The 13,946-nt window shown below is 59.2% G+C and carries 13 protein-coding genes and 1 tRNA gene; 10 read left to right on the top strand and 4 right to left on the bottom strand.

Features of this window, described 5'->3' with window-relative positions:
- Positions 1-36 precede the first annotated feature (36 nt).
- The 3 genes from yidC to rpmH are packed head-to-tail and all read right to left on the bottom strand — an operon-like array spanning position 37 to position 2,385.
- Positions 37-1,827 carry a membrane protein insertase YidC gene (yidC, locus tag FHT92_RS06605; protein ID WP_183823324.1) on the bottom strand — a complete coding sequence of 597 codons (1,791 nt, stop codon included), beginning with the start codon at positions 1,825-1,827 and terminating at the stop codon, positions 37-39.
- Complete coding sequence (rnpA, locus tag FHT92_RS06600) at positions 1,827-2,228, bottom strand: ribonuclease P protein component (protein WP_183746277.1); 402 nt, start codon at positions 2,226-2,228, stop codon at positions 1,827-1,829. The genes yidC and rnpA overlap by 1 nt, the downstream gene beginning before the upstream one ends.
- A gap of 22 nt (positions 2,229-2,250) precedes the next feature.
- Positions 2,251-2,385, bottom strand: coding sequence for a 50S ribosomal protein L34 (gene rpmH, locus FHT92_RS06595; RefSeq protein WP_016552555.1), 135 nt, complete (start codon positions 2,383-2,385; stop codon positions 2,251-2,253).
- Between the two features lie 451 nt (positions 2,386-2,836).
- Between rpmH and FHT92_RS06590 the strand changes: the two genes are divergently transcribed.
- The 3 genes from FHT92_RS06590 to FHT92_RS06580 all read left to right on the top strand — a co-directional run bounded on the left by FHT92_RS06590 (position 2,837) and on the right by FHT92_RS06580 (position 6,702).
- Positions 2,837-4,828 carry a methyl-accepting chemotaxis protein gene (locus tag FHT92_RS06590; protein ID WP_183823322.1) on the top strand — a complete coding sequence of 664 codons (1,992 nt, stop codon included), beginning with the start codon at positions 2,837-2,839 and terminating at the stop codon, positions 4,826-4,828.
- A 153-nt stretch (positions 4,829-4,981) separates the two neighbouring features.
- Positions 4,982-6,502 carry a HAMP domain-containing sensor histidine kinase gene (locus FHT92_RS06585; protein WP_183823320.1) on the top strand — a complete coding sequence of 507 codons (1,521 nt, stop codon included), beginning with the start codon at positions 4,982-4,984 and terminating at the stop codon, positions 6,500-6,502.
- A 123-nt stretch (positions 6,503-6,625) separates the two neighbouring features.
- Positions 6,626-6,702, top strand: a tRNA-Arg gene (locus FHT92_RS06580).
- Between the two features lie 240 nt (positions 6,703-6,942).
- Here the strand turns inward: FHT92_RS06580 and FHT92_RS06575 are convergent.
- Positions 6,943-8,550, bottom strand: a complete 1,608-nt coding sequence (locus FHT92_RS06575; RefSeq protein ID WP_183823318.1) for an FAD-dependent oxidoreductase — start codon at positions 8,548-8,550, stop codon at positions 6,943-6,945.
- A 135-nt stretch (positions 8,551-8,685) separates the two neighbouring features.
- On the opposite strand from FHT92_RS06575, the gene FHT92_RS06570 reads away from it, so the two are divergent.
- From FHT92_RS06570 to FHT92_RS06540, 7 genes are all read left to right on the top strand, one after another.
- The gene (locus tag FHT92_RS06570) at positions 8,686-9,120 is read left to right on the top strand and encodes a MarR family transcriptional regulator (RefSeq protein WP_183823316.1); all 435 of its coding nucleotides are present in this window, start codon (positions 8,686-8,688) and stop codon (positions 9,118-9,120) included.
- 232 nt (positions 9,121-9,352) lie between these two features.
- Positions 9,353-9,667, top strand: a complete 315-nt coding sequence (locus tag FHT92_RS06565; RefSeq protein ID WP_183823314.1) for a hypothetical protein — start codon at positions 9,353-9,355, stop codon at positions 9,665-9,667.
- 201 nt (positions 9,668-9,868) lie between these two features.
- Positions 9,869-10,240, top strand: coding sequence for a cell surface protein (locus FHT92_RS06560; RefSeq protein ID WP_183823312.1), 372 nt, complete (start codon positions 9,869-9,871; stop codon positions 10,238-10,240).
- Between the two features lie 155 nt (positions 10,241-10,395).
- On the top strand, positions 10,396-10,671 hold the full coding sequence (locus tag FHT92_RS06555; protein WP_183823310.1) for a hypothetical protein: 276 nt from the start codon (positions 10,396-10,398) through the stop codon (positions 10,669-10,671).
- A 351-nt stretch (positions 10,672-11,022) separates the two neighbouring features.
- On the top strand, positions 11,023-11,682 hold the full coding sequence (locus FHT92_RS06550; RefSeq protein WP_183746302.1) for a class I SAM-dependent methyltransferase: 660 nt from the start codon (positions 11,023-11,025) through the stop codon (positions 11,680-11,682).
- 16 nt (positions 11,683-11,698) lie between these two features.
- A complete protein-coding gene (locus FHT92_RS06545) occupies positions 11,699-12,364 on the top strand; it encodes a TetR family transcriptional regulator (RefSeq protein ID WP_183823308.1) in 666 nt (221 codons plus the stop codon).
- A gap of 290 nt (positions 12,365-12,654) precedes the next feature.
- Complete coding sequence (locus FHT92_RS06540; RefSeq protein ID WP_183746306.1) at positions 12,655-13,536, top strand: aldo/keto reductase; 882 nt, start codon at positions 12,655-12,657, stop codon at positions 13,534-13,536.
- Positions 13,537-13,946: the final 410 nt, after the last annotated feature.

Below are 13,946 nucleotides of genomic sequence, written 5' to 3'. Positions count from 1 at the left end.
CGAAACAAAAAGCCCCGCCGGAGCGGGGCTTCTCGACTATTTGGATGGTGCCGGTTTTCGCTTGAACAGGCTCTTCAGATTGGCGAAGAGCTCTACTTTCACGCCGTGACGCTTCATGATGACCGACTGCTGGATGACCGAAAGCGTGTTGTTCCAGGCCCAGTAGATCACGAGGCCCGCCGGGAAGCTTGCTAGCATGAACGTGAAGACAAGCGGCATCCAGTTGAAGATCATGGCCTGCGTCGGATCGGGCGGGGTCGGGTTCATGCGCATCTGGAAGAACATGGTGACACCCATGATCAGCGGCCAGACGCCGAGATGGAGGAAGGTCGGAGCTTCGAACGGCAGCAGGCCGAAAAGATTGACGATCGTCGTCGGATCCGGCGCTGAAAGATCCTTGATCCAGCCGAAGAACGGCGCGTGGCGCATTTCGATGGTGATGTAAATCACCTTGTAGAGCGAGAAGAAGATCGGGATCTGCAGGGCCACCGGCCAGCAGCCGGCGATCGGATTGATCTTCTCTTCCTTGTAGAGCTGCATCGTCGCCTGCTGCAGGCCCATGCGGTCGTCGCCGAATTTCGCCTTCAGCTCTTCCATCTTCGGCTGCATGCGCTTCATGTTCGCCATCGAAGCATACTGCTTGCTGGCGAGCGGGAAGAACAACGCCTTGACGACGATGGTCGTGCAGAGGATTGCGACACCGAAATTGCCGAAGTAGCGGAAGAAGAAGTCCATCAGCTTGAACATCGGCTTGGTGATGAAATAGAACCAGCCCCAGTCGATCAGGCGGTCGAAGCGCGGGATGTTGTAGCTCGCTTCGTAACCGTCGATGACCGGAACTTCCTTCGCACCGGCAAACACCAGGTTCTTGAGCTCGACCGACTGGCCGGGCGCCACCGTGACGGCGTCTTGCTTATAGTCCGCCTGGTAGCGCGGCTGCCCGTCGGTGAAATGTGAGAAGCGTGCGTCATAGGCTGCCTGCTGCGGCGGGACGATTGTCGCGGCCCAATATTTGTCAGTAATACCGAGCCAGCCGCCGGTGGATTTTGCCGGAGTAACGGCTTCCTTCTCAACCGCCGTATATTTGCTCTCGATCAGACCGTCGTCACCGATGACGCCGATGAAGCCTTCATGCAGAACGTAGACGGACGGCGTCGTCGGCTTGTTGTAGCGCGTCACGCGACCATAGGAGGAGAGCGAGACAGGCGCCTGGCCGGCATTCTGGATCTTGTCCGTGACCGTGAACATATAGCGCTCGTCGACGGAGATCGTGCGGGCAAAGGTAATGCCCTTGTCATTGGTGTAGGTCAGCGTGACAGGAGTCTTTTCGGTAAGCTTGGCGCCCTCCGGTGCGGTCCAGACGGTGGCTGGGCCGGGAACGGCGCCTGTCGTGTCGCTGCCGATATAACCGAGTTCGGTGAAGTAGCCGTCCTTGGTGTCGGCCGGCGAGAAAAGCGTGATGATCGGGCTCGAGTCGTCTACCGTCTCGTGATAGCCCTTGAGTTTCAGATCGTCGAGGCGGGCCCCGGCGAGGTTGATGGAGCCGGAGAGCGCCGCGGTGTCGATGACGACACGCGGGGTCTTTGCAAGTGCTTCTTCGCGGGTCGCGGTCGCTGCGGCCTGACCCGACGGGGCGGCACCGTTCGTCTGGGCGCCCTGGCCGGTTGCTGCCGGTTGCTGCGTCTGCTCGGTCTGCTGTTGTGCCTTCTGGGCTTCCTGAGCCTTGCGCTGAGCTTCGATGCGCGGGTTCATATAGAGGAACTGCCAGCCAAGGACGATCAGCACCGAGAGAGCGATCGCAATGAAGTAATTGCGGTTGTTTTGCATCATACGTTCCTGGGGCGCTCGTCTTTCGGGCGCCGGTGTTTCGGCCTGGTTTCCACGCGGGCTTTCAGTTCCGCGGCCAGTTCATGAAAGGACGCCGTCAATACGTCCCTGCGGGCGACAACCACATAGTCGTGTCCGGCCTGCATTGCAAACCCTGCATGAAGCCGCACCGCCTCTTTCAGGCGTCGCCGCATGCGGTTTCGTTCAACCGAGTTGCCATGTTTTTTGGTGACTGTGAAGCCGACACGGGCTTCGCTGTCTTCTTCCTTGCGGTTCAGGACCTCGAGAAGGAAGAGACCGCCGCGGCGCTTTTCGCCCTCGCGGACCGCAAGAAATTGCGGGCGGCTCTTGAGCCGCCCGACAATCTTTTTGTTTTCTTTGGTCTTCAAGTCGCCCGCCATGTTCTATCGGGCAAATCCGGCCTTAGGCCGAAAGACGCTTGCGGCCGCGAGCGCGGCGAGCAACGATGACCTTGCGGCCGCCCTTAGTGGCCATACGCGCACGGAAACCGTGGCGGCGCTTGCGAACAAGCTTCGAGGGCTGATAGGTACGCTTCATTTATTTAAAACACCGCGGAGTGCGGCCCTTCTTGGATTTGCATAATGCAAGGAGCGTGGTTTTTCGAACGGGCGAGGTCATGAAAGACCTTTAAATGACCGGACGTGCGGCGGCTTATACGGATGAAGTCCGCCAAAGTCAATTATCCAGGCGGATTCTCTGAATGCGTTCGGCGGATAGCAAGATTTCGCACTACGGTATTAACCAATGCGGTGGCTCACTATATAGTTGTATATTCGGCTTGAAACACCGGAAAACTTCCAGGCGCAGCGTTTCTGCGTTGAATTTATTCGATTATGGACGCTGGATAATCCGCACAACGGTAAGTGTAGGTAATTTCTTGTAGTCGATATTGTTAATATTCGAAATACAACATTAACGAATTTATCCGATCTTTCAGCGCATGGCTGGAATTTGCTTCCAGGCGCTGTGTAAGGTGAGGGAGCGTTCGTTGAAAATCCGCGGCAAAATCAATCTTCTTGTTTCCGTTATGGGCGGCGTTGCGCTTTTGATCGGTGCCACCGCGCTGTCGGCGATGAGCGAGTACAGCGCGAACTTGACGGCTTACGAGCATGCGGCGGCTCGCGCCTATGCCGGAGAACGCCTTAACCGCTTTGTCACCGCTGTCGTCATGGAATCGCGGGGTCTTTATGCTGCAAAGAGCCTTGAACAGACGCCGGCCTTCGGCAAAGGACTGATGGCTGACTTGGACGAGATCGACAAGGTCATCGCTGGCTGGGCGCCGCTGGTGCCTGACAGTCAGAAGGATTCCTTCGCCAAGCTTGTGGACCGTGCCAATGAATTCCGCACTTTCCGCACGGAAACAGCTCGCCTCGGCACGCAGGTAAGCCCCCAGGCAGCCAACGAGCAGGGCAACAACGATGCCAACCGGGCCAACCGCAAGGCCTTCCAGGCGGAGATCGACGCCATCGTCAACACCGATAAGGCAGAGCTGACGCGGGTCAACGATGAGATCGAGGCCTTCCGCAGCTGGATCCTGATGCTGGTCTTGAGCATCACCGGTATCGGCATTGCAGCCGGCGTCGGTATGGGCTTCTATATCGGTACCAGCCATCTCAGCCGGCCCATCAAGAAAGTCACGCACGCGATCAAGGAAGTCGCAAACGGCAATTTCCAGGCCGATGTGCCTTTTGCCGGCCGCAAGGACGAGATCGGCGAAATGGCGGCCGCTGTCGCCGTCTTCAAGGAAAACGGCCTCGTCATCCAGCGCATGAACGCCCAGGAAGCGGCCATGCGTGCAAAGAGTGACGATCTGCAGTCCAGCATGTCCGTCGTCGTGGCGGCCGCTGCCGCCGGTGATTTCAGCCAGCGCATCGATAAGGACTATGAAGACGAAAGCCTCAACCAGTTCGCAGGCAATATCAACAAGCTGCTGTCGAGCGTCGATGCCGGCGTCGACGAAACCCGCCGTGTCATCGCAAGCCTTGCTGAAGGCGACTTGACGCAGACCATGCGCGGTCAGTTCCAGGGCGCCTTTGCCGAACTGCAGAAAAACGTCAACAGCACGTTCGTCACGCTGCAGACGACCATGCGCGAGGTACGCGAGACGACCGAAGCGATCAACAGCAATACCAGCGAACTCCGGAACGCCAGCGACGATCTTTCCAAGCGTACGGAACAGCAGGCTGCCGCACTGGAGGAAACCTCCGCTGCTCTCGATGAGATCACTGCCGTTGTTCAGAATTCGACCGAACGTGCGCATGAAGCGACGATCATGGTTTCGGAGGCGAAGGACAATGCCGGCCGCTCCGGTGTCGTGGTCCGCAACGCCGTCGATGCCATGGGCCGTATAGAGCAGGCTTCCCGCGAAATCAGTCAGATCATCAACGTCATCGATGAAATCGCCTTCCAGACCAACCTGCTGGCGTTGAATGCCGGCGTCGAGGCCGCCCGCGCCGGAGAAGCCGGTAAGGGTTTCGCCGTGGTGGCGCAGGAAGTGCGCGAACTCGCCCAGCGCTCCGCAACCGCCGCAAAGGACATCAAGGCGCTCATCACCAAGTCAGGCGACGAAGTGCAGGTCGGCGTCAAGCTTGTTCAGGCGACGGGCGAAGCTCTCTCGGAGATCGAGACGCGGGTCATCGCCATCAACGATCATATCCATTCGATCGCGACCGCGGCGAAGGAACAGTCGACCGGCCTCAAGGAAGTCAATACTGCCGTCAACCAAATGGATCAGGTGACCCAGCAGAACGCCGCGATGGTGGAAGAGACCTCGGCTGCGACCCACAAGCTGTCAGCAGAAGCCGACGGCCTCGTACGCCTCATCGCCCGCTTCAAGGTCTCCAACGAGGCACCCGTTGCCGTTGCCCGCCAGCAGCATCACCAGCCGGTCGCCTCTCCGGCGCGCCGCGCGATTGGCCGCGTTGCGCGCGCCTTCAGCGGCAATGCCGCAGTTGCCGAGCAGAACTGGGAAGAGTTCTGATAGCCTCCATGAACGGAATCGGGACGCCGCTTTCGGGCGGCGTCTTCGTTTTGTGACGACTTGCCGCTCCTCGCAAAGATTTGAAAGCGGACTATTCTCGTCTATATAAGAGCTCATTCGGATGGCGGCCTTTCGCCGCACGGACAAGACGAGATGCCTGTTCAAGACCAGGGCGAGAGTTCCAAAGCAGAAAACATAGCGGCCGGCGAAACTGCCAGGGGTTTTTATCCGCGTGCCGGCATGTTCAGCCGCCTGTCGGGCAAGCTGCTCTGGCTAACCGTCTTTTTCATTATGCTGGCGGAAATCCTGATCTTCTTTCCCTCGATCGCGAGCATGCGCGTGCGCTGGCTGGAGGATCGGCTGAATACCGCCGCCGCTGCGGCAATCGTCATCGATGGCCTGCAGCCCGTGGAGCTGCCGCGCGCGCTGCAGAAAGAGACGCTGGAAGCGACCGGCACCAAGGCGATCGTGTTGCGCAAGGAGGGCACTTCCCGCCTGCTCGCTATGAGCGAGATGCCGACCTCCGTCGATGAATCCTACGACCTCACCGATATCCCGCCATTGACCGCTATGCGCGATGCGCTGGACACTTTGATCTTCGGCGGCAATCGCATGATCCGCGTCTACGGACCGGTGGGCGAGACGAATACCGGCGTTGAAGTGGTGATGAAAGACCGGCCGTTGCGCAAGGCAATGCTCGTCTATGCCCGCAACGTGCTGCTGCTGTCGATCCTGATCTCGCTCTTTACTGCGACACTGATCTTCTTCGCCATCAACCGCATTCTGATCCGCCCGATCCGCAGGCTGACGGGCAGCATGCAGCAATTCGCCTCCGATCCGGAAAATCCGTCGCATGTCTATATCGGCGATGGCGGCCGTGATGAACTGGCCGTTGCCGGGCGCAATCTCACCTCCATGCAGCTCGAACTGCAGAAGACGCTGAAGCAGCAGAGGAACCTTGCAGCTCTCGGCCTCGCGGTCTCGAAGATCAATCACGACATGCGCAACATCCTGGCGTCCGCCCAACTCATGTCCGACCGCCTCGTCGATGTCGACGATCCCATGGTGAAGAGTTTCGCGCCGAAGCTGCTGCGCACGATCGATCGTGCCGTAGGCTACACGACCGAAGTCCTCTCTTACGGCAAGGCGACCGAATCGCCGCCGCACCGCCGCCGTATCCGCCTTTATGAGCTGATCCAGGAGGTGAAGGATATCCTTGCCATCGAGCCGCAGAGCGGTGTCGAGTTTATCGAACAGATGGGGCCGGATCTGGAAGTGGACGCCGATAGCGAGCAGTTGTTCCGGATCATCCACAATCTCTGCCGCAACGCGCTGCAGGCGCTGACTTCGCCGGGCGAGCAGGGGCCTGGGATGGTCAGGCGCATCACGGTCGCCGCCCAGCGCGTCGGCAGCGTCGTCAGCATCACCATAGATGATACAGGTCCCGGCATGCCGCTGAAGGCGCGCCAGAATCTGTTTGCGGCCTTCCGCGGTTCGGCCCGCTCCGGCGGCACTGGGCTCGGCCTCACCATCGCCCGCGAGCTGGTGCTGGCCCATGGCGGCACCATCGCACTTGTGGAAAAGCCTTCGGTCGGCACGCAGTTCCGTATCGAAATTCCGGATCGCCCGGTTTCGTTGGAAGATTACCGCAGCCGGTCGCACGCCGAAAAGTGATGCAATTTCCGCAAGCGAGTCTTGCCGGACCAAAGTCGCGATTTTTTTCGAATTGCTCTTGCATTGCCCGAAAAGACCCTTTAGAGAACCGCCCACGCAAGCGGCATGGCCGCCACTGCAGACGCACCCGTAGCTCAGCTGGATAGAGCACCAGACTACGAATCTGGGGGTCAGGAGTTCGAATCTCTTCGGGTGCGCCATCTCCCAAATTTATGACTTCATGCGAGTGGCTACGCCATTACGTGGCGCCGTCAAAGGCGATTCGCGTCGATTTCGATCGATCCTTCCCCTGCTATATCGGCGTCCGGCGCGAAACCGGGCACGGGTCAACGGCTGATCGGTTTTGCCGCCAGTCAGTTGTCTGACCGTCGCCTTCCCGCGGACTTCTTGGTCCGATGAAGTGCGCGCATCGACGAACAGGCCCAATTTGGTTCGGCAGGTCATCGACGTGCCGCGTCGCGATGGCCGACACGCACACCAATTTCGTCCAGAACTTGGACGAGCCGACCTTCGATGCCGGTCTCCGCGCTTGGTGCACGCCACGCCACGAAGCCGTCGGGGCGAATCAGAACGGCGCCGCCATCGCCCACGCCGTAGGCGCTAGGCCAACGTCCTTCCGGGGCATCGAGATCGCCGGATGAGCCAAAGACATGGCAAGCAAGTGGAACGCCAGCGCTTTCGCGCAGGCGATCCGCCGCGGCATGCCAGTTCGCATCGTCTGCAAGCAGCACGAAGTCGCGCCCGAACAGATCCAGCGTCGAGAGCTTTTCGCCCTCGCGCTCGATGACGAGATGCGGCGCGCGGGTGCCGGGAAGGCCGGCGAGTTCCGCGACCGGTTCGAACGACCGGTCGGGAGCAGCGGCTTCAGGCATCAATGCGCCGGTATCGTAGCGTTGCCCGAACACGACATCGTAGTCATCCACGATGTCGACGGCAGGTGGCAACCGCCCTGGAGGATCCTTGAACCACTGCTGCAAGCGCGCGAGCGCCTGCGCCAGCGTCGAGGCGATCACCGGCCGGCGCTCCGCATCATAAGAGTCGAGTAAGCTGGCATTCGCCTCACTGCGAACGACCATGGCGAGCTTCCAGGCCAGGTTATGTGCATCGTGTACGCCCGAATTGCCACCGAATGCCCCGGTCGGTGGCATGAGATGTGCAGCATCACCGATTAGAAAGCAGCGGCCCGCGCGGAAACGGTCGGCAACGAATGCCGCCATCTCCCAGGACCGCGCATCGACCAGCTCAGCCTTGATGCCCGATCGGCCGGCCGCCTGTTCGACGAGATCCCGGCAACGGTCGCGGTCGAAGTCCTCCGGTTGCTCACCCCTTTCCGGAAAATATTGCTGCGCCAGCAGCCAACGTCCGCCAGGACGCGGCGTGATAGTGGCGTTGAGGTCGCTGACGAAGCAGGATGTAAAAGGTCTGCCGCCGATCTCGGGAGACAAGTCGGTGTCGAAGATGATGCTCATCCAGTGCTGCAACACGCCTGGTCCTTTCCTGTCGATACCGAGCTTTTCGCGCAGCGTGCCGTTGGCGCCATCAGCGGCAATCAGATAGTCGGCGACGACTGTTTCCTCCTTTCCTGTTTCGCGATTGCGGATGACGGCGTGAACAGTGGCGGGGTCCTGCTCCAAGGACGAAAAGTCGGTGTTGAAGCGAATGTCCGCACCGCCCCTCTCCGCGTAATGACGCAGGATGGCTTCCAGCACATGCTGGTCGCAGGTTGCAGGTTGTGTGGGACTATAGGAGCTGGCGTCGGACCATGCCGGACCGGCCCATCGAATATCCGGATCGGCAAGGTTTCTTGCCCGTGCAATGCCGCCCCCTTGCTGGTCGCCGGTGCGTTTAGCGCGAATTTCGTTCTCCAGACCGAGACAACGGAATATCTCCATGCTGCGCGGCGAGATGCCGGCGAACTTGTACTGGATCGAAGTGTCAGCATGGCGCTCCACCACCATGCAGCCCATACCCTGATGGGCGAGGAGCGCGGCGGCCGTAAGGCCGTTCAGGCCGCCGCCGATAATCAGAACCGGGATATGCGTGCTCATGCGTTTCTCCTATGTTTGGGATACGACAGGTCCGTTCCCGGCTAAGCCAGGTTGCAAATGGAGATCTATTAGTTTGATTGACAAAAATATTTGATGAATCAAAATATGTCAAGATAGCAGCCCTGGAGCCGAGACATGACACCCCCTCGCGATGCGTCCAACCGTGCCGATGAAGCCTGGCGCTTGATGTTCAGCTTTCTGATGAGTTCGGCGCCGCAGCGTCTGGCGGCGCAGCAGAGGCTTGGGCTGACGCCGAACGATTCCCGCGCTCTTTTTTCGCTTGGAGCGGACGGCAAGCCGATCGGAGAATTAGCACGCGAATGGGGCTGCGACCCCTCGACCGCAACCTGGCTGGTAGACCGGCTGGAGCGATCCGGCCTGGCCGATCGTATCCCATCGTCAAGCGATCGACGTGTGAAGCTCGTGCGGGCAACCGGAAAGGGGGCTGAAACGAAGACCGAATTGCTGGCTGCCTATCATCAGCCGCCACCAGAGTTGGCAAGCCTGTCGGAGAGTGATCTGGACGCACTCGTCAGGATTTTCGGGAAACTGGATGTCGAAGGCGCTTGATCGCACTGCCCACTTCTAGCTTGACAGAAAGAGGATGCGGCGGCGCAAATCGACTGCCTGCATGAAATGCTCCTGACCATCACGGCCCTTTCCAGCCGCGAGTTCAACCACGACGTCAGCAGTGCAAGGAAATCTGCGAGAAACGGTGGCACCTCCTGCCTAGTTTCGCGCAACCTTCGGCGTCTATCTGCGGAAGCGATGGATTATGTCAGGCGAAGTGGCGGAGGATTGCATGAAGACGAGAATTGTTAGCATGGCTGGTCTCGTCGCGATGATGGCTGCTCTGGCAGGCTGTATCGATCGCGCCAATGCGCCGGTGCTCGTGCCGGTCGCCTCACCTGTCAATCCGCCCGGTGTCACTCACAGCCTGTGTATGTCCGATGCCAATGCCATGTATGATGAGGCGAACAAGCAGTACGACCTGCGTGCGCAGATGACCGGCCATCGCGATGCCGTGGAACGGCAAACCAATGCAAGCGGCGCCGCCCATCGGCAATACCTCTCGTGCGTCGCAAGCCAAGGCTACCGTCCTTTATACCCGAATTGAGAACAGTGAATTCACGCACCCGATGAATTGTCGCCGGCGATTGCTCTCGGGGCTTTTGCAATCGCACTTTTTTGATTTTTTGTGTCTTCCAGTCACCCCCGATCGCCTGCAATCACAAGTGCAGGAAACTGCGTGTGATGGCGGAACTCCACCCGCGCAGAACGCATTTTTCATAGGTAAATCCAGTAAGGAGGATTTATCATGGAAATGCTCAATATGGCTCCGTCCGCCTTTGCGCTCAGCGCTCTTCTCGCCCTCTCGTCTACAACTCCCGCGCTGGCGGCGCCCGTTCAGCAAACCCGGATCCCCGTCCCGACGAATGTGGAAATGGCGCAATATAAAGCCCATACCGCTTATTGGCATGGCTATCGCGGCTCCGCTACGGAACGCCCTGGTACCCGCCGTCATTCAGATGGCTTCTGGTATCCGCTTGCTGCGTTCGGCGTCGAAGCCGGCACCACGGGTTCGATTGTCCGTAACCCCGAGAACCGATCCACACATAAAACGATGTGCAACCCCACGTTTGGTGGCTCCGTCGGTCCCGGCAGCATGCCGTGCGACAACGGCTATTGAGCCGGCAAAGGAAAGGGCGGCCGCGAGCCGCCTTTTTCTTGCGCGCTGCCGAATCTCACGTATCCGTGATCGCTGTTGCAGCGCGGTAGAATATGACAAATCCGCTTCCTAGCTCCTTGGCGTAAATTCCAACGATCCCCCCAAGGAGATATGAAATGATCAATGTGGTGAAGAATGGTTTCGTGGCCGTGGCCTTTGGCGCAATCATCAGCGTTTCGGCATTCGCATCTGCCAACGCAGCTCCGGCTCAACAGCAACAGGTCGTGAAGCAGCACAAAAACACCAACGCCCGCAACGAGCCCCGCACGACCGGTTCCGTCAACGGCGCATCCAGCGGCTCGGCGCCTTATCAGTATAGCCCGAAGAAGCCGCTCAACATGGCTTGCGGCGTTCGCTTCAACCCGACCAGCAGCTCGGGCTGCAACTACTGAGGCAGTTTGCAGGCATAAGGCGCAGGACAATGGGACTGACGTCCCTGCAGCGAAAGAGGGCAGCCTTCACGGCTGCCTTTTTCGTTCCAGCCTCACGGTGTCGGAGGAAAGACTGGTGACATCTTCAACTATCTGCCACTGCTTCCCCGGCGCCTGAAAGGGGGCAGTGGCGTTCAGGTTTTGGAATTATTGCATTAACTGCAAATATGCATTAGATATGAAAATATACGAAATGTTGTTGGAAACAGGCACCCACCAAGACGATGGGTTGACGGGGCTGCCTTCAAATCGCCATGCTGCAGACGATCGTCGCATCGATAGTCAATCGCATTTCAGACAGGTGGGATAATCATGATCGCAAACGGTGCATTCTCAGATTTCCTGCATTTTTTCCGTTCCTGGCTGAGCAACCCGCTGAGGGTGGCCGCCATCGCGCCCTCTGGCGACTCGCTTGCGCGCATCATGACCAGCGAGATCGCTGCTCTGGATGGTCCGATCATCGAGCTTGGCCCGGGCACCGGCGTCTTTACTCGCGCGCTGCTTACGCGTGGCATCAGCGAGTGCGACCTGACGCTCATCGAATACGGTCCTGAGTTCATCGGGTCGCTTCAGAAGCGCTTCCCCGACGCGCGTATCCTGCAGATGGATGCCAGCCATCTGGCGCAGGCCAATATTTTCGAGGGTGAACCCGTTGGTGCGGTCGTCAGCGGTCTGCCGCTGCTTTCCATGTCGCCGCGCAAGATCGCCTCGATCCTTGCCGGCGCCTTCGTCTATATGCGGGCCGGCGGCGCCTTTTACCAGTTCACCTATGGACCGCGCTGTCCCGTGCCGCGTCCGATCCTCGACCGCCTGGGCCTGAAGGCCACGCGTATCGGCGGTACGGTTCGCAACCTGCCGCCGGCCTCCGTCTATCGGATTTCACGCCGCAGGCCGCTTGAGCTCTCGCGTGAGCGTTTCAAATATCGTAGCGGCGGAGTGGATATGGAGATCGCCGCTGAAGCGGACGACTGAATGACAGCTGATGGAAATGACCGAGAAGAGACAGCCTGAAGCCGTCGAGGGCAGGCGTGAGCGCAAGCGTCGTCAGACCCGCGAGCGCATCGAACAGGCAGCGATTACCCTCTTTATGGAGCGCGGCTTCGACGCGACCACCATCGAGGAGATTACCGAGGCAGCTGATGTCTCGAAGCGCAGTTTCTTCGATTATTTCCCGTCGAAGGAAGAGGTTGTCTTCGCCTGGCAGGATTCCTTCGCTGATCGCCTGATGACGGCGATTGCCGCACGTCCGGCCGGCGAATCCCCCATCAAGGCCGTTGAAGAAGCCCTTATTGCCACTGTAACCACCTCGGCTGACGAGCGCGCTCTGGCGCTCAGCGAACTGATCCATCGCACGCCAACCCTCAAGGCCCGTGATCAGCTCAAATATGCCAAGCTGGAGCAGAAGCTGACCGAGGCGCTGGTCACCCGCAGGGGCGGTGATCCGGATGCACTAGTGCACATGCGCTTGCTTTCGGCCGTTGTCATCGGCGCGCTGCGCGTTGGCGGGGAGCTCTGGCAGCAGCGTGCGCCGGATACTGCGACCGAAAGCGCCTCTATGGAAGTCTTCGCACGCGGGATTTTTGACGAGCTCTGGAAGATGCTGGCCGAATTCGGCGAAGAAGCAAAACCCGGTTCTAGGGAATTCCACGCCTAGACGATCACTTTCTGTTGCGGTGCTTTCGATCGGTACTTTCGTAGGAACTCGATAAGGCGCGTCGAAGATCGACGATGAACGAACTGCGCCGCCAGCTTGAGATCAACATTTCCGGTCCGGCGGCTGTCATGGAGGTAGTCCCGCCCTATATGTGCACTGTTGCTTGGGCGTGGCGCGATCAGCCCCGTTCGCGAGAAGCTCGGCTTTCTCAAGACCGAATCCGACGCCTGGGAGCAGGTTTCCAGCTCCACCGATTTTGAATGATTTATTGACCAAGAGAGGAAGAGACGATGAGCGATTACAATGCAGCGAAATCCGGTACCTTCAAGATTGGTGGCGATATGGAGGTCAACCGTCTCGGCTTCGGCGCCATGCGCGTCACCGGCGACGGTATTTGGGGCAATCCTGCCGACCGCGATGAATCGATCCGCACCCTGAAGCGTCTGCCGGAACTCGGCATCAACTTCATCGATACGGCCGATTCCTATGGCCCTGACGTTTCCGAATGGCTGATCAAGGAGGCGCTTTACCCCTACAAGAAGGGCCTCGTCGTCGCCACCAAGGGCGGCCTCACGCGCCATGGCCCAAACATCTGGCTGCCGGTCGGCCGCCCGGAATATCTGGTCCAGCAGGTGCATAAGAGCCTGCGCAACCTCGGTGTCGAGCAGATCGATCTCTGGCAGCTTCACCGTATCGACCCGAAAGTGCCGGCCAAGGAGCAGTTCGACACCATCAAGTCGCTGCTCGATTCCGGCTTGATCCGACATGCCGGCCTCAGCGAAGTCTCGGTCGCCGATATCGAAGCCGCCTCCAAGGTCTTCAAGGTCGCGACGGTTCAGAACCGTTACAATCTCGTCGACCGCACCAGCGAGGATGTGCTCGACTATTGCGCCAAGCACAATATCGGCTTCATCCCCTGGTATCCGCTGGCGGCCGGCGATCTCGCAAAGCCCGGCTCGCTGCTCGATACCATCGCCAGGAAGCACAATGCGGCGCCGAGCCAGATCGCGCTGGACTGGGTGCTGAAGCGCAGCCCCGTCATGCTGCCGATCCCTGGCACGTCGAAGGTCAAGCATCTGGAAGAAAACGTCGCTGCCGTTGATATCACGCTGTCCGATGAGGAGTTCACTGCCCTCGATGCCGAAGGCAAGAAGCTCTTCAAGGCCGCTTGATTAAACATAAAGTCAGCGATGAAACGGCCGCGGTTTCAGCCACGGCCGTTTTCGTTTCGCGCCCTCGTTTCGCATGCGACATCGGGAAAGGCACGCAATCTGTGGGATTCATGCATGGACAATGTGCGGAATATTTTGATCAGTTGATCAAAGATGCCGCAAAATGAGGCGCACGTGTGATACCAGGGAGGCAAGCATTGCGCCCAATGCATTGCTGCATTGCGGTAATTTCGCTGTTCTCCATCGAGTGAATTGAGTATTGATAATCACGAAGGCAGCGCACTCCTCCTCCCAGCGCTCCTTCATCGGACTGGCAACACTCCTCCTCCCAGTTGTCAGTCAGGATCAAGAGCCCGACGCACCTCCTCCCGCGTCGGGCTCTTTCTTTTTCCCGGATTATCGTTCTCCCA

The sequence above is a fragment of the Rhizobium sp. BK377 genome, assembly GCF_014193935.1.
Classification (GTDB): Bacteria; Pseudomonadota; Alphaproteobacteria; order Rhizobiales; family Rhizobiaceae; genus Rhizobium.
The sequence above is the reverse complement of the archived record's forward strand: the minus strand, read 5'-3'. Positions and strand labels throughout refer to the sequence as shown.

Excerpts from the sequence above, each read along its gene's own strand:
- yidC (WP_183823324.1), bottom strand. The coding sequence starts at position 1,827 with ATGCAAAACAACCGCAATTACTTCATTGCGATCGCTCTCTCGGTGCTG.
- rnpA (WP_183746277.1), bottom strand. The coding sequence starts at position 2,228 with ATGGCGGGCGACTTGAAGACCAAAGAAAACAAAAAGATTGTCGGGCGG.
- rpmH (WP_016552555.1), bottom strand. The coding sequence starts at position 2,385 with ATGAAGCGTACCTATCAGCCCTCGAAGCTTGTTCGCAAGCGCCGCCAC.
- FHT92_RS06585 (WP_183823320.1), top strand. The coding sequence starts at position 4,982 with ATGCCTGTTCAAGACCAGGGCGAGAGTTCCAAAGCAGAAAACATAGCG.
- FHT92_RS06575 (WP_183823318.1), bottom strand. The coding sequence starts at position 8,550 with ATGAGCACGCATATCCCGGTTCTGATTATCGGCGGCGGCCTGAACGGC.
- FHT92_RS06570 (WP_183823316.1), top strand. The coding sequence starts at position 8,686 with ATGACACCCCCTCGCGATGCGTCCAACCGTGCCGATGAAGCCTGGCGC.
- FHT92_RS06565 (WP_183823314.1), top strand. The coding sequence starts at position 9,353 with ATGAAGACGAGAATTGTTAGCATGGCTGGTCTCGTCGCGATGATGGCT.
- FHT92_RS06560 (WP_183823312.1), top strand. The coding sequence starts at position 9,869 with ATGGAAATGCTCAATATGGCTCCGTCCGCCTTTGCGCTCAGCGCTCTT.
- FHT92_RS06555 (WP_183823310.1), top strand. The coding sequence starts at position 10,396 with ATGATCAATGTGGTGAAGAATGGTTTCGTGGCCGTGGCCTTTGGCGCA.
- FHT92_RS06550 (WP_183746302.1), top strand. The coding sequence starts at position 11,023 with ATGATCGCAAACGGTGCATTCTCAGATTTCCTGCATTTTTTCCGTTCC.
- FHT92_RS06545 (WP_183823308.1), top strand. The coding sequence starts at position 11,699 with ATGACCGAGAAGAGACAGCCTGAAGCCGTCGAGGGCAGGCGTGAGCGC.
- FHT92_RS06540 (WP_183746306.1), top strand. The coding sequence starts at position 12,655 with ATGAGCGATTACAATGCAGCGAAATCCGGTACCTTCAAGATTGGTGGC.